Annotated in this window: 20 protein-coding genes; 17 read left to right on the top strand and 3 right to left on the bottom strand. The window is 68.3% G+C overall.

Features of this window, described 5'->3' with window-relative positions; genetic code table 11:
• Positions 1 to 13: 13 nt before the first annotated feature.
• Positions 14 to 637 (top strand): Poxvirus protein I5, encoded by a 624-nt coding sequence (locus ACYSM9_RS11045; RefSeq protein WP_461857000.1) that lies wholly within the window; start codon positions 14 to 16, stop codon positions 635 to 637.
• A 2-nt stretch (positions 638 to 639) separates the two neighbouring features.
• A complete protein-coding gene (locus ACYSM9_RS11040; protein WP_461856999.1) occupies positions 640 to 1,911 on the top strand; it encodes an MFS transporter in 1,272 nt (423 codons plus the stop codon).
• Here the strand turns inward: ACYSM9_RS11040 and ACYSM9_RS11035 are convergent.
• Complete coding sequence (locus tag ACYSM9_RS11035) at positions 1,898 to 5,125, bottom strand: family 78 glycoside hydrolase catalytic domain (RefSeq protein WP_461856998.1); 3,228 nt, start codon at positions 5,123 to 5,125, stop codon at positions 1,898 to 1,900. The genes ACYSM9_RS11040 and ACYSM9_RS11035 overlap by 14 nt on opposite strands.
• The gene (locus tag ACYSM9_RS11030) at positions 5,125 to 6,330 is read right to left on the bottom strand and encodes a Gfo/Idh/MocA family protein (RefSeq protein ID WP_461856997.1); all 1,206 of its coding nucleotides are present in this window, start codon (positions 6,328 to 6,330) and stop codon (positions 5,125 to 5,127) included. The genes ACYSM9_RS11035 and ACYSM9_RS11030 overlap by 1 nt, the downstream gene beginning before the upstream one ends.
• 240 nt (positions 6,331 to 6,570) lie before the next feature.
• On the opposite strand from ACYSM9_RS11030, the gene ACYSM9_RS11025 reads away from it, so the two are divergent.
• The 7 genes from ACYSM9_RS11025 (at position 6,571) to ACYSM9_RS10995 (ending at position 12,547) form a co-directional block, all read left to right on the top strand.
• Positions 6,571 to 7,236, top strand: coding sequence for a YesL family protein (locus tag ACYSM9_RS11025; protein WP_461856996.1), 666 nt, complete (start codon positions 6,571 to 6,573; stop codon positions 7,234 to 7,236).
• Positions 7,237 to 7,352: 116 nt separating this feature from the next.
• Entirely contained in the window at positions 7,353 to 8,882 is a 1,530-nt protein-coding gene (locus ACYSM9_RS11020) for an extracellular solute-binding protein (protein ID WP_461856995.1), read from the top strand.
• Entirely contained in the window at positions 8,883 to 9,857 is a 975-nt protein-coding gene (locus ACYSM9_RS11015) for an ABC transporter permease (protein ID WP_461856994.1), read from the top strand.
• Positions 9,857 to 10,729 carry a carbohydrate ABC transporter permease gene (locus ACYSM9_RS11010; protein ID WP_461856993.1) on the top strand — a complete coding sequence of 291 codons (873 nt, stop codon included), beginning with the start codon at positions 9,857 to 9,859 and terminating at the stop codon, positions 10,727 to 10,729. The genes ACYSM9_RS11015 and ACYSM9_RS11010 overlap by 1 nt, the downstream gene beginning before the upstream one ends.
• Positions 10,730 to 10,751: 22 nt before the next feature.
• Complete coding sequence (locus ACYSM9_RS11005; RefSeq protein ID WP_461856992.1) at positions 10,752 to 11,444, top strand: rhamnogalacturonan acetylesterase; 693 nt, start codon at positions 10,752 to 10,754, stop codon at positions 11,442 to 11,444.
• Positions 11,445 to 12,098 (top strand): DUF1961 family protein, encoded by a 654-nt coding sequence (locus ACYSM9_RS11000; RefSeq protein WP_461856991.1) that lies wholly within the window; start codon positions 11,445 to 11,447, stop codon positions 12,096 to 12,098.
• A 71-nt stretch (positions 12,099 to 12,169) separates the two neighbouring features.
• Positions 12,170 to 12,547, top strand: a complete 378-nt coding sequence (locus ACYSM9_RS10995; RefSeq protein ID WP_461856990.1) for a DUF7793 family protein — start codon at positions 12,170 to 12,172, stop codon at positions 12,545 to 12,547.
• Between the two features lie 4 nt (positions 12,548 to 12,551).
• Here the strand turns inward: ACYSM9_RS10995 and ACYSM9_RS10990 are convergent, their stop codons facing one another.
• Complete coding sequence (locus ACYSM9_RS10990) at positions 12,552 to 13,583, bottom strand: LacI family DNA-binding transcriptional regulator (protein ID WP_461856989.1); 1,032 nt, start codon at positions 13,581 to 13,583, stop codon at positions 12,552 to 12,554.
• A gap of 152 nt (positions 13,584 to 13,735) precedes the next feature.
• Here ACYSM9_RS10990 and ACYSM9_RS10985 point away from each other — a divergent pair, with 152 nt between their 5' ends.
• The 8 genes from ACYSM9_RS10985 (at position 13,736) to ACYSM9_RS10950 (ending at position 22,825) form a co-directional block, all read left to right on the top strand.
• Positions 13,736 to 14,077, top strand: a complete 342-nt coding sequence (locus tag ACYSM9_RS10985; protein ID WP_461856988.1) for an L-rhamnose mutarotase — start codon at positions 13,736 to 13,738, stop codon at positions 14,075 to 14,077.
• A 76-nt stretch (positions 14,078 to 14,153) separates the two neighbouring features.
• A complete protein-coding gene (gene rhaI, locus ACYSM9_RS10980; protein WP_461856987.1) occupies positions 14,154 to 15,320 on the top strand; it encodes an L-rhamnose isomerase in 1,167 nt (388 codons plus the stop codon).
• Positions 15,321 to 15,326: 6 nt separating this feature from the next.
• Positions 15,327 to 17,363: a bifunctional aldolase/short-chain dehydrogenase gene (locus ACYSM9_RS10975; RefSeq protein WP_461856986.1), complete on the top strand. Its 2,037-nt coding sequence runs from the start codon at positions 15,327 to 15,329 to the stop codon at positions 17,361 to 17,363.
• Positions 17,360 to 18,844: a rhamnulokinase gene (locus ACYSM9_RS10970; RefSeq protein ID WP_461856985.1), complete on the top strand. Its 1,485-nt coding sequence runs from the start codon at positions 17,360 to 17,362 to the stop codon at positions 18,842 to 18,844. The genes ACYSM9_RS10975 and ACYSM9_RS10970 overlap by 4 nt, the downstream gene beginning before the upstream one ends.
• A gap of 4 nt (positions 18,845 to 18,848) precedes the next feature.
• Complete coding sequence (locus ACYSM9_RS10965) at positions 18,849 to 19,652, top strand: (Fe-S)-binding protein (RefSeq protein ID WP_461856984.1); 804 nt, start codon at positions 18,849 to 18,851, stop codon at positions 19,650 to 19,652.
• Positions 19,652 to 21,124: a LutB/LldF family L-lactate oxidation iron-sulfur protein gene (locus ACYSM9_RS10960; protein WP_461856983.1), complete on the top strand. Its 1,473-nt coding sequence runs from the start codon at positions 19,652 to 19,654 to the stop codon at positions 21,122 to 21,124. The genes ACYSM9_RS10965 and ACYSM9_RS10960 overlap by 1 nt, the downstream gene beginning before the upstream one ends.
• Entirely contained in the window at positions 21,121 to 21,750 is a 630-nt protein-coding gene (locus ACYSM9_RS10955) for a LutC/YkgG family protein (protein WP_461856982.1), read from the top strand. The genes ACYSM9_RS10960 and ACYSM9_RS10955 overlap by 4 nt, the downstream gene beginning before the upstream one ends.
• 55 nt (positions 21,751 to 21,805) lie before the next feature.
• Positions 21,806 to 22,825, top strand: a complete 1,020-nt coding sequence (locus tag ACYSM9_RS10950) for an acetylxylan esterase (RefSeq protein ID WP_461856981.1) — start codon at positions 21,806 to 21,808, stop codon at positions 22,823 to 22,825.
• Positions 22,826 to 22,830 lie beyond the last annotated feature (5 nt).

Here is a 22,830-nt window from a genome sequence, read left to right as displayed (position 1 = left end):
ACAAAGGAAGAGCATGACCAGCATGGACGGCACCACACCGGCCCGAAGCGACGCGCCGGTCCCCGTGAACCGGTTCGCCCTGTTCTCCGAAACCCTCCTGGCAGGCCTGCTGGTGCTGGTGCTGTCCCTCCCGCTGGTGACCATCCCCGCCGCCTATGCGGCCGGGACCATGCACCTGGGGCGGCACCTCGCCGGCCGGGACGACTCCGTCCGCGGCCTCTGGGGCCTGTTCAAGGCGGCCCTGCCCGGCAGCTGGAAACTGGGGATCACGACGGCGGGTGCCGCCGTCGTGATTGTCCTCAACCTTTTGCTCGCGTGGGTGGGGCAGCTTCCCGGCCGCGAGGTTGTCCTGCCCGCCACCCTGATCCTCGCGGCAGCCGGGGCCATCCTCCTGCTGCGCACTGCGGGCGCCTGGTCCGACGCCGCCGCCAGCACCCCCGGGGGCGCCTGGCGTGCCGCCCTCGACGCCGGCAAGGCCATCTCCCTGCGCGACTGGACCGGCTCACTCCTGCTCGCGGCGGCACTCTTCTGCGCCGTGGTGTTTGTCTGGATGCTAGCCGCCCTCTTCGTGGTGGTTCCGGGGACCCTGATCCTCGCTGCTGCCGCGGTCAAAATACGCTCCCTCCGCCAAAGCTGACCGTGCCGGCCGACCATCCAAGCTCCGAGAAGTCGCTCCTCCCTCCCGAAACCCCGCCCCGCTGGTACCACCCCCTCAAACAACACAACTACCGGCTCTTCCTCGGCCTGCAGCTGGCCGGAAGCCTGGGCGTCTGGATGCAGCGGCTGGCACAGGACTGGCTGGTGCTGCAACTGTCCGGAAGTCCCGCTGCCGTGGGGGTCGCCGTCGCCCTGCAGTTCCTGCCCATGCTTGTGGTGGGCCCGCTCGCCGGGCTGGTGGTGGACGTGTTCCCCAAGCGCCGGATCATGATGCTGTGCCAGTCCGTGATCGTGCTTCTCGGCCTGGGACTGGCGGCCTGGGCGGCCAGCGGCACCATCACCGTGGCGGTGGTCTACGCAAGCTGCATCGCGCTGGGCGTCACGGCCGCCGTGGACCAGCCCACCCGGCAGGTCTTCGTCAACGAAGTGGTGGGCGACGCCGGACTCCGGCCCGCCATCGGACTCAACAACGCCCTGTCCCAGCTGGGGGCCATGGCCGGGCCGGCGCTCGGCGGCGTGGTGATCGCCCAGGCCGGACCCGCAGCGGCGTTCGCCGCCAACGCGCTGATCGGCGTGCTCGTGCTGGGGCTCATTGGGGCGGTCCGCGCCCAGGAGCTGCATCCAAGCACGCCGGCTGAGCGGGGACGCGGGCAGGTGCTCGCCGGATTCCGGTACGTCCGGGAAAGGCCCCGCCTGCTGCTGCTCATCCTCCTGGCCGGACTCCTGGGCGCCTTTGGCATGAACGGCCCGGTGGTCCTCGCCGCCTTCGCGGAGCGCGTGTGGCACAACGGGGTGGAAGGCTTCGGCCTGTTCAACACGGTCAGCGCCCTGGGTGCGCTGGCCGGGGCGCTCTTGGCGGCACGTCTGGGAAGGATGGGCCGCAAGGGCATCGTCGCGGCCGCAGGGCTCTTTGGGCTGTCCCAACTGGTGGCCGCCGTCATGCCCACCCTGGTGCTGTTCGTGGCCATGCTGGTGGTGGTGGGCATCATGACCCTGCTGTTCCTGACCAGCGCGGGCACCGCGGTGCAGTTGGAGGCCGGCCCGGCCATCCGCGGCCGGGTCATGGCGCTGTACCTGCCGCTCCTGCTGGGCGGCCATGCACTTGGCGGGCTGCTGGCGGGCTGGCTCACGGAGCAGTTCGGCGTGCGGACCGGGCTGGTGGTGACGGGCAGCCTGGGCATGCTCTCCGCCGCTGTCATCGGACTTCTGCTGTGGTGGCACGGCCGGCACCGGGCGACAGCTAAGCCGGAATGAATGCCCAGGTCCCGGTGTGCACCCGGAAGTCCCGGGTGGGGGAGTGCGCTTCATCCCGGGAAGAAAGCACGACGGCGGCATCCGGCGCCGGGCCCCGGACTCCGTAAGTGCCGGCGGGCAGCCGGACGGTAGCTGTGGTCCCGGGCGGGATGGTGCAGTCCAGGCGGATCCGGTCCCCGTCACGCCGCCAGTCGGCTGCCACAATCCCGTTGGCCGCCGGGACGCTGCCGCTCGCGTGCTCAAGCCGGCACAGCGGCGGCTCGATCAGCAGTTCGTTTCCGCCCGGCGCGGCGTACCGGATGCCGAGCAGGTGCTCCAGGATGTCCTTCACCACCGAGGCGGACCAGGCGTGGGACTGGCTGTAGTCGGTACCGTCCACCAGGTCCCAGGCTTCCCAGGTGAAGGTGGCGCCGCGCTCCAGGAGGCGCGCCCAGCCGGGCTGGTCCGTGGCGGTCAGCAGGTCCAGCACGGCGTCCGTCCGGCCCTGGCCCAGCAACGCACGAACCAGGCGGTGCACCGTCATGGGACCTTGGCGCATTCCCATTCCGGCGAGCCGGGCAGCGTCCGCAGCCGCATACGCGGGCTCTGTGATGCCCAGGGACAGCGGGAAGGACGTGGCGTGCTGGGACGCATGGGAGCTGGGGGAGCCGTCCGCGTGCAGGCCGTCCACCATGACACCGTCCACCCGAAGCCGGTTACGGATGGCTTCGGCCAGCGCGCGGGCTGAAGTGGCGTACCGCACCGCGGGGTCCCCGTCCCCGGCGAGGCCGCAAAGCCTGGCCGTGGCCACCAGGGCCGAGTAGGCCTGGGCGTTGACGGTGGTCCTGGCCGCGCAGTCCATGTCGTAGCCGAAGCGGCCGGGTTCGGGCCAGTCCACGATGCCGTGGAGGTACGGACCGGAGCCGCCCCCCAGCCTGGTGACCAGTCCCGCCGTCGGACCCTTTGCCGGGATGTACCGCAGCGCGTAGTCAGCCGTTTCGCACAGGTGCGGCAGCAGCTCCCGGACCAGCGCTAGGTCCCCTGTGCGCCGGTGGTACTCCTCGGCCCACTCCGGGAGCATCAGGGAAAAATCGGGGATGTCCCGCTTGCCGTCCCCGTTGGGGTACACGGCGTTGTACCGGCCCCTGTCGGCCGCGGAGTCCCAGTAGCGGCCGGCGGACCAGCCGAACTCGCGCAGCGCCTGCGCCGTGAAGGCGTGCTCGCCGAACAAGGCCATGGTGGCGTAGGAGATGTTGACCGCATCGGCCAGGAACTGGCCTTTCTCGCGAGTGGGTGTGTCCACGAACTGCTCCTGGACACCGTGCAGGGCGGAGTCCCGCAGCAGCCCGAACACCGCATCGAGGGTGGGGTCCGAGCTGTTGAAGCTGCCCTCGGCAGGGTGCCGGCCATGGACCACGACGGCGCCCAGCCGTGATACTTCCGCAGGCGCCACCCCCGGCAGTTCCAGGTAGCGGAAGCCCAGATGGACGCTTGCCCGGAACTGCTGGGGACCGTCTGCCTGCGTGTAGGGAAAGGACATGTCGGTGTTTTGGCTGGCCGTTTTGCCGGCGTCCACCCGCCCACCCCGGCGCAGTTCATAGCCAGCACGGATCAGCACGGTGCGGCCCGGAACGCCGGTTCGGAAGTCCACCTCCGGCCTGCCCGGCAGGACCTTGCCGAAGTCGGCCACAAGCGTGCCGTCATCCGCGGTGAGGAACCGCCGCGGCGCCACGAAATCCGCGGTCAGGAACGTCCGCCGCGGATGCACGCGGGGGACGTCCGGCGACGGGTGGGGGCCGGAGCTGATGGCGGCGGGCAGGGCGGCGGCACTGTCCAGGGACGCCGCGGCCTGCCCGTCGAGGTGCTCCACGGGGTCGCCTTCGTCGTTGCGGTAGCCGGACTGGCGGTACGGTGCCTCAGACGCGGACCAGTGGGGCCCGGAGCCGAAGACTTCCCGGCGGCCGTCGTCGTAGTCCACGCTGAGCCTGGCCAGCAGGCCGGGCTGGCCGGCGGCGCGTCCCTGTCCGGGGCCGTACCAGTGCAGCAGGGCCGTCAGCGGTACGGCGCTGTCCCGGGGGTGCGACCCGAGGATGCCGGTGACGTCGGCGGCGTCATAGTAGCCCTCGCCCGGGTACCCGAACGAGGCGGCGGCCAGGCAGGAGGTGTTTGCGAGGGAAAGCTGGGCGTGATGGTTGGCCGCGACATAGAGCCGGGCACGCCTGACCGTTCCCGTCAGCCGGATCGACGTGCGGAACAGGGTCCATTCATCAGGTTGGCGGTGTGGTGTGGTGGTGGGCCACTTGGAGAGGCAGGCGCGGGCGTGGTCTTCGCTTCCATCGAAGCAGTGGTCCAGGATCGTGGTGGTTGCAGCCGTGTCCGTGAGGCGCAGTGCGGCGTACTCGGCCTGGCTTCGCGGGCCCTGGTGCAGCCCGGGCAAGCCGCCGGAACCGGGGGCGGCCGGCTCCTCCACCACTAGCAGCTCCACGCCGTCCACCGACACACGGATGGTGTTCCCGTCGTCATGGACGCCGAGTTCCCGCCACGTCCCGCCTTGGCCCCCGCCGGCGTGGGCGCGCGCCAGGACCGGCGTCCCGGGTGTGGCGGGGGAGGGGATCTCCCACGCCGGGGCTGCGCGCAGCACCACCGAGCCCGAAGCGTCCAGTTCCAGCAGCAGGCCGGTGCCAGCGCCGGTGCTGCGCAGGATGACGCCGGCGGGTCCCATGGTGGGGCGGACCCGGGCTTCGAGCCGGAAGCTCTTCAGGGGCGGGCACGGGAGCGGCAGGAACGGCGAGGCTGCCACGCGAAGCGCTCCGTTGAGGATTTCCAGTGGTGCCCGGCCGCCCGGGCTGCGCGAAATCCACTCGGCCTCCCAGCCGTGGTCGGACAGGCCGGTGCTGAACCCCTCCGGCACGCACCATGGGCCCACCTGTCCTGAGGCATCGCGGACCCGGACCCGCCACGTGAAGTCCGCATCGTCGTCGAGCGCTGGACCGCCGAAGGGGATTCCGCTCTGCGCGCTTGAGCCCACGGGACCCGAAGCCCACAGCAGTATTCCCTGCGCGTCAGCAACCTCAATCTCATAGCCGCTTTGCCGGGCAACGGAAGGATCCGCGGCGCCGGCCAGGGCCAACTGCCAGCTGAAGCACGGCCGGGCAGCGGCTGTCATGCAGCCCGCGATTCCGTCCGTCAGGAGGTTGACGGCGTGCAGGTAACCGGGTCCGGCCTCCGCGTCCATCAGGGAGCAGGCATCCCGAAGGGTTCCGGCGCGGCCACGGCCCAGGGCAGGCCGAGCTCGCTGAACGTGGCGTGCTCCCGGCCCGCGCGCTCCAGGGCCGCTTCGATCCCCGTGACAACGGCATGGGCGGCCTCACCTTCACCTTCCCACCTGACGGCGGCGGGGTCGATGGGCGTGGGCGGCGGCGCCGTGCGGATCGCTTCAAGCACCAGCATGAACGCTCCGCTGTCTACGAGGGGGCTGATCAGCGGCGCGCCGCTGTTCCGGTGGGCCAGCAGGTTTTCGGTGAGGTCCTCGCGGCCGTACGTCTGCTCGGACCGGCCGGACGGCGTCTCGATGGTGAGCCGGTCCTCCGTGTAATGGAAGACGGCGGTCCCGGCGGAGCCCTGCAGCGTGATGTACGGTTCCACCGATTCGGCGGCGCAGATGGTCAGGGCGCAGGTGATGGGCAGGCCTGCGGCGGTCCGGATGCGGATCACTGAGGTATCGTCCGATTCGATGTCGTTGGCCCGGTACAGCTCGGTCTCCACGGATGCCAGGTCCGCCGTGGTGCGGGCGCCGGCGATGCGCAGTGCGGTGGCCACGGCATGCGCCAGCGGGTTGGTGGCAACCCCGTCCACCACGTCCACGCCGTCGATGCTGCGCTTCCCGGCCCAGCGTGAGCGCTTGTAGTAGGCCTTGTCCCTGACCCACCGGCCGGTGGCGGAGATGCCCTGCAGGGTTCCGATGGTGCCCGCCGCGAGGAGGTCCTCGATGGCCCTCAGCGCGTGCGACCCCAGGCTTTGGAAGCCGATCTGGACACTCCGGCCGGAGGCTGCCGCAGCATCGCACAGCCGGTGGAAGTCACCCAGTGATGCCACGGGAGGCTTTTCCAGGTAGAGGTCGGCCTCGGTGGCGAGTGCCGCTAGCGCCAGGGGCGCGTGTGTCTGGATGGGCGTGGCCACGATGACCAGGTCCAGGTTGTCCGTACCGGCCAGCAGTTCGGCAATCCCGGGAAAGACAGCGGCCGACGCCGGGAGCGAGCCGGGTGCCGGAGCGTTGGGGTCCGCCACCGCAACGAGTTCGACGACGGCGGCTGCCTGGAGGCGCTCAAGGTTCCGCAGGTGGTGGGCGCCGAAGCCGTGCACCCCCACCAGGGCCACCCGTGCTGCCGTGCGGGCGGACGCCCCGGCGCCGCTGCCGGCGGCCGCTGTTGCCGTATCCATGGTTCTCCGTTCTGGCCGGCAGCCGCCGGCGGCCCTGCGTCCGCACCGCTGCGGCAAACGCTTTCCAAAGTTCAGTGTGCGGCATGGCCCGCACTGAAGTCCAGCTGTGTAACGATTCAAAAATTGGCTTGACCCCGCCGTTGCCTTGGGTCTAGATTGCTGGGAAAGCGATTACCAGCGTGATGCGGACCACTTTCCGGTTCGCCCCTGCAACGATGGAGAAGGGAAGGGAGCCGTGCCATGCTGTCCGGAACATTGAACGCCCGCGCCTACTCGTTTTTTGACACCCTGGCATGGATCGCCCTCCTGAACCTGCTGTGGATCGCCTCCGCCCTGCTGGGCCTCGGCGTGCTCGGTGCGGGGCCGGCCACCGCCGCGGCGCAGATCCTGGTGCGGAAGAGGGTGCGGGGAGAGGCTGCACCGCTGGTGCGCGGTTTTGCCGCCGAATACGTCCGGAACTTCGGCCGGGCCAATGTCCTTGCGCTGCCCGTCATGGCGGCGGCCGGGGCGCTGGTCCTGAACTGGAATTACTTCTCGCGGGCCGAGGGGGTCCTGGCGCCGCTGATGGCCGTGGGGATCTTCGTCTCGGGCGTCTTCCTTGCCGGGGCTGCCTGCTACCTGTTTCCGATGTATGCGCGGTACGAGCTGCCGTTGGCCCGCTACCTGCTGATGTCCCCGCGCTTTGCCGTGCGGCACCTGGCCGGGACTGTCATCCTGCTGTTCATCTCCGCTGCGGTGGCCTACGCCGGCATCGTCCTGCCCGGACTTATTCCGTTCTTCAGCGTTGGCCTGTGGCTTTTCCTGACCGGCTGGCTGTGCGACCGCTTCTTCACGGCGAATGACGACGCCGTGGCCGGGGCCGCGGAGCCGGCGCCTGACCGAACGCTGCAGGGCGCCTCCACCTGACCGCCGCGGCACCACCCGCCCCGTCACGGAACCGTGCTGCCCAAAACTTTCTGAAACGTATCAAAAGGAGGGCTGGGGCCCTCCCGGAACCCCAACGAAGTGGAAAAGGATCAACCATGACCCGCAGGAACCTCACGCTGGCTGCCGCCGTCGTCACCGCCGCAGCCCTGTCCCTCACTGCCTGCAGCAGCGGGGAAGCGCCCGCCGCCGACCTCAAAACGGTGTCCATCATGGCGCCGTTCCTGGAGGCGCAGCCGCCCAGCGCCGATGGCGCCGTCCAGAAGAAGCTGGAGGAGCTCACCGGCAAGGACGTCAACATCACCTGGGCGCCCAACGCCTCCTACGAGGACAAGACCAACATCACGCTGGCCTCCTCCGATATCCCGCAGATCATGGTCATCCAGGGCAAGAGCCCCGGCTTCGTCAAGAACGCCAAGGCCGGCGCCTTCTGGGACCTCACCGACAAGCTGGACAAATACCCCAACCTGAAAACCACCTTCCCGGACATCCAGCAGAACGCCAGCGTCAACGGCAAGGTCTACGGCGTGTTCCGCGGACGCTCACCGATGCGTGCGGCCGTCATGTTCCGGCAGGACTGGCTGGACAAGCTGGGCCTCCAGCCGCCCAAGACCACCGAGGACCTATACAAGGTGGCCAAGGCCTTCACCGAGCAGGATCCGGACGGCAACGGCCAGAACGACACCTGGGGCATCACCATCCCCAAGTGGGGAGCCCTGGGCACCAACAGCCCGTACGACCTCATCGAGGAGTGGTACGGCACGGGCAACCGGTGGACCGAGAAGGACGGCAAGCTGATCCCGAGCTTCGAGACCGACGAGTTCCTGGAAGCCAACCGCTTCGTCAAGAAGATGGTGGACGAGAAGCTCATCAACCCCGACTTCGCCACGTTCGACCCCACCAAATGGAACGAGCCGTTCCTCAACGGCAAGGGCGGCATTATCGTCGACGTCGACTCCCGGGTGAGCGTCCTGATCAACCTGTTCAAGCAGGCGGACCCGAACAACTTCCAGAACAAGGTGGGTTTCGTGGGCAACCTCGAGGGCCCCGACGGCGAACTGCACGCCCACCCCACTGACGGCTACTCCGGCTTCCTGGCTGTTCCCAAGTCCAGCGTCCGAACCGAGGCTGAGCTGGACAAGGTCCTGCAATTCCTGGACACCATGAACGGCAAGGACGTGGCTGTCCTGCTGAACAACGGCATCGAGGGCGTCAACTTCACCGTCCAGGACGGCAAGGCCGCCACCATCAAGCCCGAAACCGACGAGGGCAAGGCCGTCACCACCGACATCAAGAGCTACGCCCAGCTGGGCATGAACGTTGCCGGGAACCAGTTCTATCCGGTCAAGCAGCCCACCGACTACGAGCAGCAGGTCTTCGACAAGCGCACCGCCGTGATGGCTGAGGACCTCAAGAGCGCGGTCTACAACCCGGCCGCGCCCTACGTTTCCGAAACCTACGTGGCCAAGGGTGCGCAGCTGGACAACATCGTGGCCGACGCCCGGATCAAATACCTCGCCGGCCAGATCGACGAGCAGGGCCTCAAGGACGCCATCAAGCTCTGGAACACCAGCGGCGGCGAGAAGGTCAAGGACGAGATCAACAAGCTCTGGCAGGACAACAAGTAAATGGCAGCCCCTGTCATTGAGGCCCGTTCCGGGGAGCGGGTGCGCAACACCGCACCCGCTCCCCGGAACCGGGGCAAGTTCTCCGTCCACTTTGCGCACTACAAGTGGCTCTACCTGCTGCTCCTGCCCGGCGTGGTGTACTTCGCGGTGTTCCGCTACGCCCCGATGTATGGCGTCACCATCGCGTTCAAGGACTACGTCCCGTTCCTCGGAGTGAACGGCAGCCCCTGGGTGGGGTTCCAGAACTTCCAGGACTTCTTCTCCAACCCGGACTTCCCGCGGCTGCTGGGCAACACCCTGATCCTTGCGTTCCTGAACTTAGGGCTAGCCTTTCCGCTGACCATCATCCTGGCGCTCTTGCTGAACGAGGTCCGGCTGTCCATCCTCAAGCGCACCGTCCAGACGCTGGTGTACATCCCCCACTTCTTGTCCTGGACCATCGTGGCGTCGCTGAGCTTCCTGATGTTCGCCCTGGACATCGGCCCGCTCTTCCAGTTCCTCAACGGCCTGATGGGGACCCACATCGACTTCCTGTCCGACCCGGCCTGGTTCCGGCCGCTGATCGTGCTCCAGGAAATCTGGAAGAACACCGGCTGGGGGACCATCATCTTCCTCGCCGCCCTGGCCACCGTGGACCAGGACCAGTACGAGGCCGCCATCATCGACGGCGCCGGCAGGTTCCGGCGGGTCTGGCACATCACGCTCCCCGGGATCCGGTCCACCATCATCGTGATGCTGATCCTGGCCATCGGGCAGATGCTCAACACGGGCTTCGAGCAGATCTACCTGATGACCAACGCCCTGAACCGGGATGTGGCCGACGTCTTCGACACCTACGTCTACTTCGTGGGCATCACCCAGGGCGCCTACAGCTACTCCACCGCGGTGGGCCTGTTCAAGTCCGTGGTGGGCATCGTCCTGATCTTCGGCACGAACTGGCTGGCCAAGCGATTCAACCAGAGCGGACTGTTCTAATGAAGATCCATAACACCACCGGCGGCCGGATCTTCGATGCCGCCAACTACGCCTTCCTCTCGCTGCTGGGCATCGTCACCCTGCTGCCGTTCGTCTATGTCTTCGCCGGCTCCTTCGCCACCGAAGCCGAAATCACCAGCCGCGCGTTCTTCGTCTGGCCCGAACAGTTCACGCTGGGCGCCTATGAGTACATCTTCTCCACCCCGGCGTTCATCAGGGCCCTGGTCACCACGGTCCTGGTCACCGTGGTGGGAACCCTGGTGCAGCTGGCGTTCACCGTCACCATGGCCTATCCGCTGGCCAAGAAGACCCTCCGCGGGCGCCAGGTCATCCTGTCCCTGGTGGTGTTCGCCATGGTGTTCTCCGGCGGCATGATCCCCACGTTCCTGCTGGTCAAGGACCTGGGCCTGCTCAATTCCTACTGGGCCCTGATCCTGCCGGCCGCGATCAACCCGTTCAGCCTGATCATCATTAAGAACTTCTTCCAGGAGCTCCCGGCCGAACTGGAGGAATCGGCCAAGATGGACGGCGCCACCGAGATCGGCATCCTGTGGCGGATCCTGCTGCCGCTGTCCAAACCCGTGCTGGCCACGTTCGCGCTGTTCTACGCCGTGGGCATCTGGAACGACTTCATGTCCCCGCTGCTTTACCTGTCCGATAACTCGAAGTGGACCCTGCAGATGTACCTGCGCCAGGTCACCGCGGCGTCCGACCTGCTCGGAACCGGAAACGTGGACCCGAACTACATCCCGCCGGAACAAGGCATCAAGTTCGCCGTGATCGTGGTGGCCACCCTGCCCATCCTCATCTTCTATCCCTTCCTGCAGAAACATTTCGCCAAGGGCATGCTCATCGGCTCCGTCAAGGGCTGACCCCTCCGAAAGAAAGAACACCATGAAGATCCTCCTGGCCGGAGATTCCACCGTGGCGGACTGCCCCGCTTCCGAGTACCCGATGAGCGGGTGGGGAGCGCAGCTGGCGGCCCACACCTACCGCTGGGGCGCCGTGCACAACTTCGCCAAAGGCGGAGCGAGCACGGAATCCTTCCGCGACGAAGGGCTGTGGGCAGCCCTGCTCGGCACTGCCGGCCCTGGCGACGTCGTGCTGGTCCAGTTCGGCCACAACGACCAGAAGAAGCAGCACCTCGCCGCACGGACCGGCTACGCGGCCAACCTGCGCAGGATGGTCGGCGAGGTCCGGTCGGCGGGCGCGGCGGTGGTGCTGTGCACCTCCGTGGAGCGCCGGCACTTCCGGGCCGGGCCGTCGTCGGGCGCTGTCCTGGAGCAGAGCCTGGAGGACTATCCGGACGTGGTCCGGGAACTCGGTCTGGAGCTGGCGGTCCCGGTGATCGACCTGAATGCCTGGACCCGTGACCTCTATGCCAGGCTGGGCCGGGAGGACTCCACGGCGCTGTTTTGCCACTTCGCGCCGGGGGAGCACGCGCACTGGCCCGCGGGACTGGCCGACAATACGCACTTTTCGCAGGACGGTGCCGCGCTGGTGGCCGCGGAGGTGGCCCGGCAACTGGGGCAGCTGGGCTACGGCGCCCAGCAGCTGGCAGCAAGCACGACGGCGGGGCACGGCTAAGTGGGCAGCATCCTCTACCGCAATGCGCTGGCAGGCCCGGCGGACGTTGCCGGGTGGGTTGCCGAGGGGCCGCTCGGCCTGGGCAGCCACGCGGACGCCCTCGAACTGTCCGGCACCCTGGATGACGCCGAATTCGGTGACCATGCGCACTGGACCTTCTGGTGCCCGGAGGAGTTCCCGGACCACATCCGCATCAGCTGGGAGTTCCTGCCCCTGGCCGAGCCGGGCCTGGCCATGCTGTTTTTCGCTGCCACCGGGCAGGGCGGCGTCGACCTCTTCAGCCCTGGACTGGCGGCCCGCACCGGCTACTACCCGCAGTACCACTCCGGCGACATCGATGCCCTGCACGTGTCCTATTTCCGGCACAAGTACCAGTCCGAACGCGCCTTCCGGACCTGCAACCTGCGCAAGAGCGCGGGATTCGAACTGGTGGCCCAGGGCGCGGACCCGCTGCCGCCCGCCGAGGACGCCGCGGGCTTCTACCGGCTGGAGGTGGTGAAGGACGGTTCCCGGGTTGCCTTTGCCATCAACGGGCTGCAGCTGTTCAGCTGGGATGATCCCTCCGGCAAGGTCCTGGGCGGTGGCCGGATCGGGTTCCGGCAGATGGCCCCGCTGCGCGCGGCGTACCGGAACCTGGCGGTGGAGGCGCTTTAGGTGACGTGCCGAACCTCCCCGCCTGGGGCAAGATAGGAGCCGGGAGGCTGCTTACTGGAGGGAGGCAGGGTATGGAACCCGTAATTGTCGACGGCGGCAAGAGCACTGTGGAGTTGGGTCCTGACGGCGTCATACACCTGGTGTGGGAACCCCGGGTCCGGATAGAAGTCGAGGACGCGCAGGCGGCGATGGCGGCCGTCAACCGGATAGCCGGGGATGGCAGCTATCCCATGCTGGTGGACATGGCCACCACCGAGAATGTCAGCATCCAGGCCCGGTCGGTGTTTTCCATCCCGTGCGCGGCCAACCGCATCGCCCTGCTGGGGGCGAGCCCGGTGGACCGGATCCTCGCGAACTTCTTCCTGGGCGTCCACGTTCCGCCGTGCCCGACGCGTTTCTTCACCTCGCGTGAGGAGTCCATGAAGTGGCTCCGGCAGGCGGGCAGCTGACGCGCTAGCCGCGCCCGTCGCCGGCCGGTGTGGCCGTACTCTGCCGGACCACGAGTTCCGGCGTGAACACGACCGCCCGGTGAACGGGATTCCGGGATTCGACCTCCTCGGAGAGCAGTTCGATGGCAGTGCGGCCCAGCAGTTCCGTCGGCTGGCGGATCGAGGACAGCGGCACGACGGCGGAAACGGCGAAGTCGATGTCGTCGTATCCGATCAGCGCCACGTCCTCGGGGATGCGGAACGTGTGGGTCATGGTCAGGGACTGCATGACGCCCAGCGCCAGGAGGTCGTTGGCGCAGAAGATCCCGTCCGGCAGGTCCGCCTGGCCCCGTTCCACCAGCATGTTGCCCACGCTGCGGCCGGCCAGCACGGTCATCGCCTCCGCGTCGAGCACCTCCAGCGAGGCCTCCGGCTCCTCCTTGACTGCCCGCCGGGCACCCTGGAGGCGGTCCGCCACCTGCCGGATGGAGGCCGGGCCGCCCACGAAGGCAAGCCGGCGGCGGCCGGTGTCCAGCAGGTGCCGGGCAGCGAGGTACCCGCCGGCGTCGTCGTCCACCGCGACGGAACTGAACTTCGATTCATCGGCCAGCCGGTCCACCAGCACGGTGGGAACGCCGCGTTCGCGCAGCAGGTCCAGCCGCTCGGTGACGTCACCCACCGGGGAGATCAGGAGGCCCTGGACGCGCTGTTCCTGGAAAAGGTCGATGTAGTTGGCTTCCCGGCCCGCATCAAGTCCGCTGTCGCCCAGCAGGACCGCGCTGCCCTGCAGGGCGGCGGCGTCCTCGGCGGCGCGGACCACGGAGGTGAAGAACGGGTTTCCCACGTCCAAAACGATCAGGCCGATGGTGCGGCTGTGGCCCACGCGGAGTTGCCGTGCGGCATCATTGCGGATGAAGCCCAGCTCATCAATGGCGCGCAGGACCCGCTCCCTGGTCCGCTGGGACACCCGGTCCGGGTAGTTCAGGACGTTCGACACCGTTCCCACGGCGACGCTCGCGTGGTTGGCGACGTCCTTGATGCTCGCTGTCCGATTCATGATTCTCCGCGCTGCTTTGCCTGCTGCAGTAGTTCCCCGGGCGGGGTACTAAAAGTTTCTGCCATTGCTTGACACCTGCTCAAATCCAAGAGTACTTTGAATCGTACCAATGAAACGATTCAAAAATTCGCGAGTTTGAAAGGGGGATCCTGATGAGGGTGTGTTTCCGATCCTCGGTCCAGCCCGCGCTGATCGACGAGTACCGCCGCCGGCACGCCGCCGTCTGGCCGGAGATGCTGCAGGCCCTGAAGGATGCCGGCTGGAACAACTACTCGCTGTTCCTCGCGGAAGACGGCCTCCTCGTCGGCTACGTGGAGTGCGACGACTTCGACGCCGCCCGCGCCCGCATGGCGCTGACGGAGGTCAACGCCCGCTGGCAGGCGGACATGGCAGCACTTTTCGAAGACTCCGGCCAGGCTCCCGACGAAGGATTCCAGGTCCTCGAAGAAGTCTTCAACCTCGACCACCAGCTGGCTGCGGCGGGTCAGCAGTAACCACAGCAGTACGGCTCCAGCAGCGGGGCACCAACCAGACCATGAGACAGACGCTCCAACACCGGAAAGAACCATCATGAACGACGTAGCAACGGCGCTGGGCAGGCTCGAAGAGCTCGCCATCGAGGTCCCTTCGTGGGCCTATGGAAATTCAGGCACGCGGTTCAAGGTGTTCGGCACGCCCGGCACTCCGCGCACTGTGCAGGAGAAGCTGGCGGACGCCGCGAAGGTCCATGAGCTGACCGGCCTGGCGCCTACCGTGGCCCTGCACATCCCGTGGGACAAGGTGGAGGACTACTCCGCTTTGAAGGAGTACGCGGCGGCCCTGGGTGTGGGGCTGGGCACGATCAACTCCAACACTTTCCAGGATGACGAGTACAAGTTCGGGTCCCTGACCTCCTCGAACGAGGCCGTCCGGCGCCGGGCCATCGACCACCACCTGGACTGCATCCAGATCATGCATGCCACGGGTTCGCGGGATCTGAAGATCTGGCTGGCGGACGGCACGAACTACCCCGGCCAGGATGATCTGCGCGGCCGCCAGGACCGTCTGTCCGAGTCGCTGCAGGAAATCTACGCAGCCCTGGGTGACGGGCAGCGGCTCGTGCTGGAGTACAAGTTCTTCGAGCCGGCTTTCTACCACACGGATGTTCCGGACTGGGGCACCTCCTACGCCCAGACCCTCGCCCTGGGCGAGAAGGCATTTGTCTGCCTGGACACCGGCCACCATGCGCCGGGCACGAACATCGAGTTCATCGTGATGCAGCTGCTGCGCCTGGGCAAGCTGGGGTCCTTCGACTTCAACTCGCGCTTTTACGCCGACGACGACCTGATCGTGGGTGCCGCGGACCCGTTCCAGCTCTTCCGCATCATGCACGAGGTGATCCGCGGCGGCGGATTCGGGAAGGATTCCGGCGTGGCGCTCATGCTGGACCAGTGCCACAACCTTGAAGAGAAGATCCCGGGCCAGATCCGCTCGGTGCTGAACGTCCAGGAAATGACGCTGCGTGCCCTGCTCGTGGACACCGCCGCGCTGGACGAGGCGCAGCGCGCCGGGGATGTCCTGGCCGCCAACGCCATCTTCAACGACGCGTTCTACACGGACGTCCGGCCGGTCCTGGCCGAATGGCGTGAATCCCGCGGCCTGCCCGCGGACCCGATCGCTGCCTATAAGGCCAGCGGTTACCAGAAGCAGATCAACGAGGACCGCGTGGGCGGCCAGCAAGCCGGATGGGGCGCATAACCAGCCATGAGCAATAAGACTGTTGAAGACCTGATTTCCCGTTCCAACCGCCTGGGCGCGGACAAGCGGAACACCAATTACGCCGGCGGCAACACCTCCGCCAAGGGCACCGAGAAGGACCCGGTCACGGGCGAGGACGTGCAGCTGCTCTGGGTGAAGGGCTCCGGCGGGGACCTGGGCACGCTGAAGGAGCAGAACCTTGCGGTGCTGCGGCTGGACCGGCTGAACGCGCTGAAGAACGTCTACCCGGGTGTGGAGCGCGAGGACGAGATGGTGGCCGCGTTTGATTACTGCCTCCACGGCAAGGGCGGCGCCGCACCCTCGATCGACACCGCCATGCACGGCCTGGTGGACGCGGCGCACGTGGACCACCTGCACCCGGACTCGGGCATCGCGATCGCGACGGCGGTGGACGGCGAGGCGCTGACCACCAAGATCTTCGGCAACAAGGTGGTCTGGGTTCCCTGGCGCCGTCCCGGGTTCCAGCTGGGCCTGGACATCGCCGCGATCAAGGACGCCAACCCGCAGGCCATCGGCACCATCCTGGGCGGCCACGGCATCACCGCCTGGGGCGCCACCAGCGACGAAGCCGAAGCCAACTCGCTGTGGATCATCGAGCAGGCCGAAAAATACATCAAGGACAACGGGAAGGCCGAGCCCTTCGGGCCCACGCTGCCCGGCTACGCCGCCCTGCCCGAGGCCGAGCGGCGTGCCAAGGCCGCAGCCCTGGCACCCGTGATCCGCGGCCTGGCCTCCACCGACAAACCGCAGCTCGGGCACTTCAGTGATAACGCCGTCGTGCTGGACTTCCTCGAAGCCGCCGAACACCCGCGCCTGGGCGCCCTGGGCACCTCCTGCCCGGACCACTTCCTGCGCACCAAGGTCAAGCCGCTGATCCTGGACCTGCCCGCCGACGCCTCCATCGAGGACTCCATCGCCCGGCTGCACGAGCTGCACACCGCCTACCGCGAGGACTACCAGGCCTACTACGACCGCCACGCGGACGAAAACAGCCCGGCGCTGCGCGGCGCGGACCCGGCGATCGTCCTGGTCCCGGGTGTGGGGATGTTCTCCTTCGGCGCGAACAAGCAGACCGCCCGGGTGGCCGGCGAGTTTTACCTCAACGCCATCAACGTGATGCGCGGCGCCGAAGCCATCTCCACCTACGCCCCGATCGAGGAATCCGAGAAGTTCCGGATCGAGTACTGGGCGCTGGAGGAAGCCAAGCTGGCCCGGATGCCCAAGCCGAAGTCGCACGCCACCCGCATCGCGCTGGTGACCGGTGCCGCGTCGGGCATCGGCAAGGCCATCGCCACCCGCCTCGCCGCGGAAGGCGCCTGCGTGGTCATCGCGGACCTGAACCTTGAGAACGCGCAGAAGGTCGCCGAGGAGCTCGGCGGCGCCGACGTCGCTGTCGGCGTCCAGGCCGACGTCACGGACGAAGCCCAGGTGGCTGCGGCCATCGACGCCGCGGTCCTGGCGTTCGGCGGCGTGGACCTGGTGGTCAACAACGCCGGCCTGTCCATCTCCAAGCCGCTGCTGGAAACCACGGAGAAGGACTGGGACCTGCAGCACAACGTCATGGCCAAGGGATCGTTCCTGGTGGCCAAGGCCGCGGCGAAGGTCATGATCGCGCAGGGCCTGGGCGGGGACATCATTTACATCTCCTCCAAGAACTCGGTGTTCGCCGGCCCGAACAACATCGCCTACTCCGCCACCAAGGCAGACCAGGCCCACCAGGTGCGGCTCCTGGCCGCGGAACTGGGCGAGCACGGCATCCGGGTCAACGGCATCAACCCCGACGGCGTGGTCCGCGGTTCCGGGATCTTCGCCGGCGGCTGGGGCGCCAAGCGCGCCGCGGTCTACGGCGTGGACGAGGAAAAACTGGGCGAGTACTACGCCCAGCGCACCCTGCTCAAGCGCGAAGTCCTGCCCGAACACGTGGCCAACGCCGCCGCCGTGCTCACCAGCAACGAACTGTCCCACACCACCGGCCTGCACATCCCCGTGGACGCCGGAGTGGCCGCAGCGTTCCTGCGATGAGCACGGCTGCTTCCCGGGCACAGGCAGGTGCCGACGGCGGCGTCTTCGCCGCCGTCGACATCGGCGCCTCCTCCGGGCGCGTGATGCTGGGCCGCGTTGCCCCCGGAACCGGGGTGTCGCTGGAGACCGTCCACCGGTTCCCCAACGGTGTGGTGGAGCACGACGGCGGCCTCCGCTGGGACTTCGACGCCCTCTACGCGGAGGTGCTTGAGGGCCTCCGGGCGGCGGCCACGGTGGCGGCCGTTCAGGGCGAGACGATCGCCAGCATCGGCATCGACACCTGGGCCGTGGACTACGGCCTGGTCAACAAGGCCGGGGCACTGGTGGCGCAGCCGTTCAGCTACCGCGACGACCGCAGCGGCGCCGCCGTCGCACCCGTGCACCGCATCCTCGACCCCGGGCGGCTGTACGCCACCACGGGCCTGCAGTTCCTGCAGTTCAACACCATCTACCAGCTCGCCACCGAACGCGACCTGGCCGGCCGGCAGGCGCTGCTGATCCCGGACCTGATCGCTTTCCGGCTCACCGGGGCCCGACGGACGGAGGCCACCAACGCCTCCACCACCGGCCTCTTCGATGCCGTGGCGGGGGAGTGGGCCACCGAATTCTTCACCGCGCTGGGGCTGCGGAAGGACCTGTTCCCGCCGCTGATCCAGCCCGGAGAAACGTACGGGGAACTCCTCCCTGACGTTGCCGCCGCCGTGGGCCTGGCCCGCGACACCAAGGTGGTGGCCGTCGGTTCGCATGACACCGCCTCGGCCGTCGCAGCCGTTCCCGCGATGGATGACAGCTTCGCCTACATCTCCTCCGGCACCTGGTCCCTGGTGGGGCTGGAACTCAAGCACCCGGTCCTCACGGAGGCCAGCCGCGACGCCAACTTCACCAACGAACGCGGCGTCGACGGTACCATCCGCTACCTGCGCAACGTGGGCGGCCTCTGGCTGCTGAGCGAATGCCAGCGCTCCTGGGCTGCCGAGGGCTTCCAGCCGGACCTGGCCGCCCTGCTCACCGCCGCGGCGGCGCTGCCGCCGGGCGGGCCGCAGATCAACCCGGACGATCCGTACTTCATCGCCCCGGATGAGATGCCCGAACGCATCCGCGCCGCGGTCCGCCGGACCGGCGAGGTCCTGCCCGGCGATCCGGCGGCCATCACCCGCTGCATCATGGACAGCCTCGCCGCCGCGTACGCCCGCACCATCACCGCGGCCGAACGCCTCGCCGGCCGTCCGGTGGACGTGGTGCACGTGGTGGGCGGCGGCTCGCAAAACGGGCTCCTCTGCCAGCTCACCGCCAACGCCACGGGACGTCCCGTCGTCGCCGGACCCGTCGAAGCCACCGCCCTGGGCAACGTCCTGGTCCAGGCCCGCGCCGCGGGGGCGGCCACCGGCGGGCTGGCGCAGCTGCGGGACATCATTGCCGCAGGAACCAGCCTGCTCCGCTACGAACCCCTGGACCTGACCCTGAACGCCTCCAAGAATTGAACCCATGAAAATCGCACTCTTCGCCACGTGCATCGTGGACGCCATGTATCCGCGCGCGGCGCAGGCCACGGTGGCGGTCCTGGAACGGCTGGGCCACCAGGTGGTCTTCCCGGCCGGGCAGGCCTGCTGCGGACAGATGCACGTCAACAGCGGCTACTTCAGGGAAGCCGTGCCCGTGGTGGCCAACCATGTCCGCGCGTTCCAGTCGGAGGACTACGACGTCGCCGTCGCGCCGTCCGGTTCCTGCGTGGCGTCGGTGAAGCACCAGCACCCCATGGTGGCCCGCTACGCGGGGGATGCCGGGCTCGAGGAGCGGGCCGTCGCCGTCGGGAAGAAAACGTATGAGCTGTCCGAACTCCTGGTGGACGTCCTGGGCGTCACCAACCCGGCCGAACAGCTCGGCTCCTACTTCCCGCACGCGGTGACCTATCACCCGTCCTGCCACGGGATGCGGTTGCTCAAGCTCGGTGACCGGCAGGCCGGGCTGCTGCGCGGGGTGAAGGGCCTGGAGCTGGTGGACCTGCCGGAAGCGGACCAGTGCTGCGGCTTCGGCGGCACGTTCTCCGTCAAGAACGCCGACGTCTCCTCCGCGATGCTGGCGGACAAAACGGCGAACATCCGTGCCACCGGCGCGTCCGTGTGCGCCGGCGGCGACTATTCCTGCCTCATGCACATCGGCGGCGGCCTGTCCCGCCAGGACCCAGGCGTGGCCACGCTCCACCTGGCGGAAATCCTCGCCAGCACCGAAGCCGAACCCGTCACCGTTCCCGGACCCGCCGGACAAACCGTGAAAGTGGTGGTCAAATAATGTCCCGCACCCCGCTGGGCATGCCCGGCCTCCGCCCCGGCTCCGGGAACCTCTTCGCCGAGGAAAAGTTCCCCTCCGCGGCCCGCCGCGAGCTCGGCAACGCCCAGCTCCGCCGCAACCTCAAGCACGCCACCTCCACCATCCGCACCAAACGGCTCAACGTCACCGGTGAACTGCCGGACTGGGAGGACCTCCGGGAGGCAGGCAGCGCCCTGAAAACCTCGGTCATGGCCCGGCTGCCCGAACTCCTCGAGGCCTTCGAAGCCAACGTCACCGCCCGCGGCGGGACGGTGCACTGGGCCCGCGATGCCGATGAGGCCAACCGGATCATCCACGAACTCGTGAAGGCGGAGGGCGTCGACGAGGTAGTCAAGGTCAAGTCCATGGCCACCCAGGAAATCGGCATGAACGAATACCTGGAAGACCGCGGCATCGCCGCCTATGAGACCGACCTGGCCGAGCTGATCGTCCAGCTCGGCCACGACAAGCCCAGCCACATCCTGGTCCCGGCGATCCACAAGAACCGCACCGAGGTCCGCGACATCTTCCTGAAAGAGATGCCCGGCGTCGACCCGGACCTCACCGACGAGCCCCGCCGGCTTGCCATGGCAGCCCGGGCCCACCTGCGCGCCAAGTTCCTCACCGCCAAGGTGGCCATCTCCGGGGCGAACTTCGGCATCGCCGACTCCGGAACCCTGGGCGTGGTGGAATCCGAAGGCAATGGCCGCATGTGCCTGACGCTGCCCGAAACCCTCATCACCGTGATGGGCATCGAGAAGCTGCTGCCCACGTTCTCCGACCTGGAAGTCTTCCTCCAGTTGCTGCCCCGCTCCTCCACGGGCGAGCGGATGAACCCTTACACCTCGCTCTGGACCGGCGTCACCGAAGGCGACGGGCCCACCACGTTCCACGTGGTCCTGCTGGACAACGGCCGGACCAACGCCCTGGCCGACGAGATGGGCCGGGCGGCCCTGCACTGCATCCGCTGCAGCGCCTGCATCAACGTCTGCCCGGTCTACGAACGCACCGGCGGGCACGCCTACGGCTCCACCTACCCGGGCCCGATCGGCGCCATCCTCTCCCCGCTGCTGACCGGCGTCGAAGCCGAAGAAAACGGCTCCCTGCCGTACGCGTCCTCGCTGTGCGGGGCCTGCTACGACGCCTGCCCCGTGAAGATCAACATCCCGGACATCCTGGTCCACCTCCGCGGCAAGGACGTCGACGCCCACCGCGGCGGCCTGCCCTCCCAAATGGATCTCGGGCTCAAGGCCGCGTCCTGGGCGCTCTCCGACGGGCGCCGGCTCGGCGCCGTCGAGAAGCTCCTGCCGCTGGGCCGCGCGGCCGCCGGGAAGGACAAGAAGATCAAGAAACTGCCCGGCCTCGCCGCCGGCTGGACCCAAAGCCGCGACATCCCCGCCCCGCCGGCACAGTCCTTCCGGGACTGGTGGGCCAAGGAACACAAGGAATCATGAGCACCCGCGACCACATCCTCGCCGCCGTCAGCACCGCCCTCAAGGACGCCCCCGCCGTCCCGGACATCCCCCGGAACTACCGCCGGGACGGATCACAGGACCCGCAGGAACGCATCGACATCCTCGTCGACCGGCTCGAGGACTACAAAGCCGGGGTCACCGTCGTTGGGGAAGCGGAGGTCCCGGCCGCCATCCAGGCCCTTCTCGCCGGCGCCGCCACCTACGTGGTCCCCGCCGGGCTGGACCCGGCGTGGCTTGCGTGGGAAACGGACCCCTCGCGCGTAACGTACGACGGCGGCGGGCACGGCGCCCGGTCCGTCTCCGAACTCGACGCAACAGACGCCGTCGTCACCGCCAGCGCGGTGACCGTCGCCGAATCCGGCACCATCATTCTGGACGGCAGCCCGGACCAGGGCCGCCGCGCCATCTCCCTCATCCCGGACCACCACATCTGCGTGGTCCACTCCCGGGACATCACCGCCATCCTGCCCGAAGCCCTCCGCCGCCTCGACGGCACCCGGCCGCTCACCATGATCAGTGGACCCAGCGCCACCTCCGACATCGAACTCGAACGCGTCGAAGGCGTCCACGGCCCACGCCGCCTCGACGTCATCATCGTGCGCTGAACCTGCAGTAGGCTGCAGCACAGCGGCCAACCACCTCCAACTGAACGGACTTTTGATGCCCCTCTTCGACCTCCCCCTGGCCCAGCTGCGCAGCTACTCCTCGGAGGTCACGCCGCCGGAGGACCTGGGGACGTTCTGGGATGCCACCATCGGCGAAGCCCGCGCCTTTCCCCTGAACGCAACCTTCGAACCGGTGGAGAACTACCTCACGGTGATCGAGACGTTCGACGTCACCTTTGCCGGCTTCGGCGGTGCACCGGTCAAAGGGTGGCTGCACCTGCCCGCCATCCGCGGGAAGGGCGCCCGGCTCCCCGTGGTGGTGAACTACATCGGCTATTCCGGGGGCCGCGGCCTGGTCAACCAGGACACCCGGTGGGCGCAGGCCGGCTACGCGCATTTCATCATGGACACCCGCGGCCAGGGGTACGGCGGCACCCTGGGCGACACCCCGGACCCGCACCCCTCCGCCGGGGACGTGGCGCACGCGGGCCTGATGACCAGGGGCATCTCGAGCCGGGAGGACTACTACTACCGCCGCGTCTACGTTGACGCCTTCCGGGCCGTGGAAGCCGCCCAGGCCCACCCCGCCGTCGACCCTGCCAAAGTGGTGCTGGCCGGAGTCAGCCAGGGCGGCGGCCTGGCAGTGGCCGCGGCGGGCCTCACCGCAGGACGGCTCGACGGCGTTGTCGCCGCGCTGCCCGACGTCCCCTTCCTGCAGGACTTCCCCCGCGCCATCGACATCACCCCGCGCGGCCCCTACCCGGAGATCGCCCAGTTCCTGGCCCGGCACCGGGACCGCTACCAGCCTGCCCTGGAGGTCCTGAACTATTTCGACGGCGTCAACCTGGCCCGCCAGGCTACGGCCCCCGCCCTATACTCCGCGGCCCTGATGGACGACATCTGCCCGGCCTCCACGGTCTTCGCCAGCTTCAACGCCTACGGCACCGGGACGGCCGACACCTCGGCCACCGGCGCGGCCAAGGACATCGAGGTCTACCGGTTCAACAACCACGAGGGCGGCCAGGAGCACCACTGGATCCGGCAGCTGCAGTTCCTGCGCAAGCTCCTGGGATAGCCGGC

The organism is Arthrobacter sp. C152, assembly GCF_054890965.1.
The sequence above is the reverse complement of the archived record's forward strand: the minus strand, read 5'-3'. Positions and strand labels throughout refer to the sequence as shown.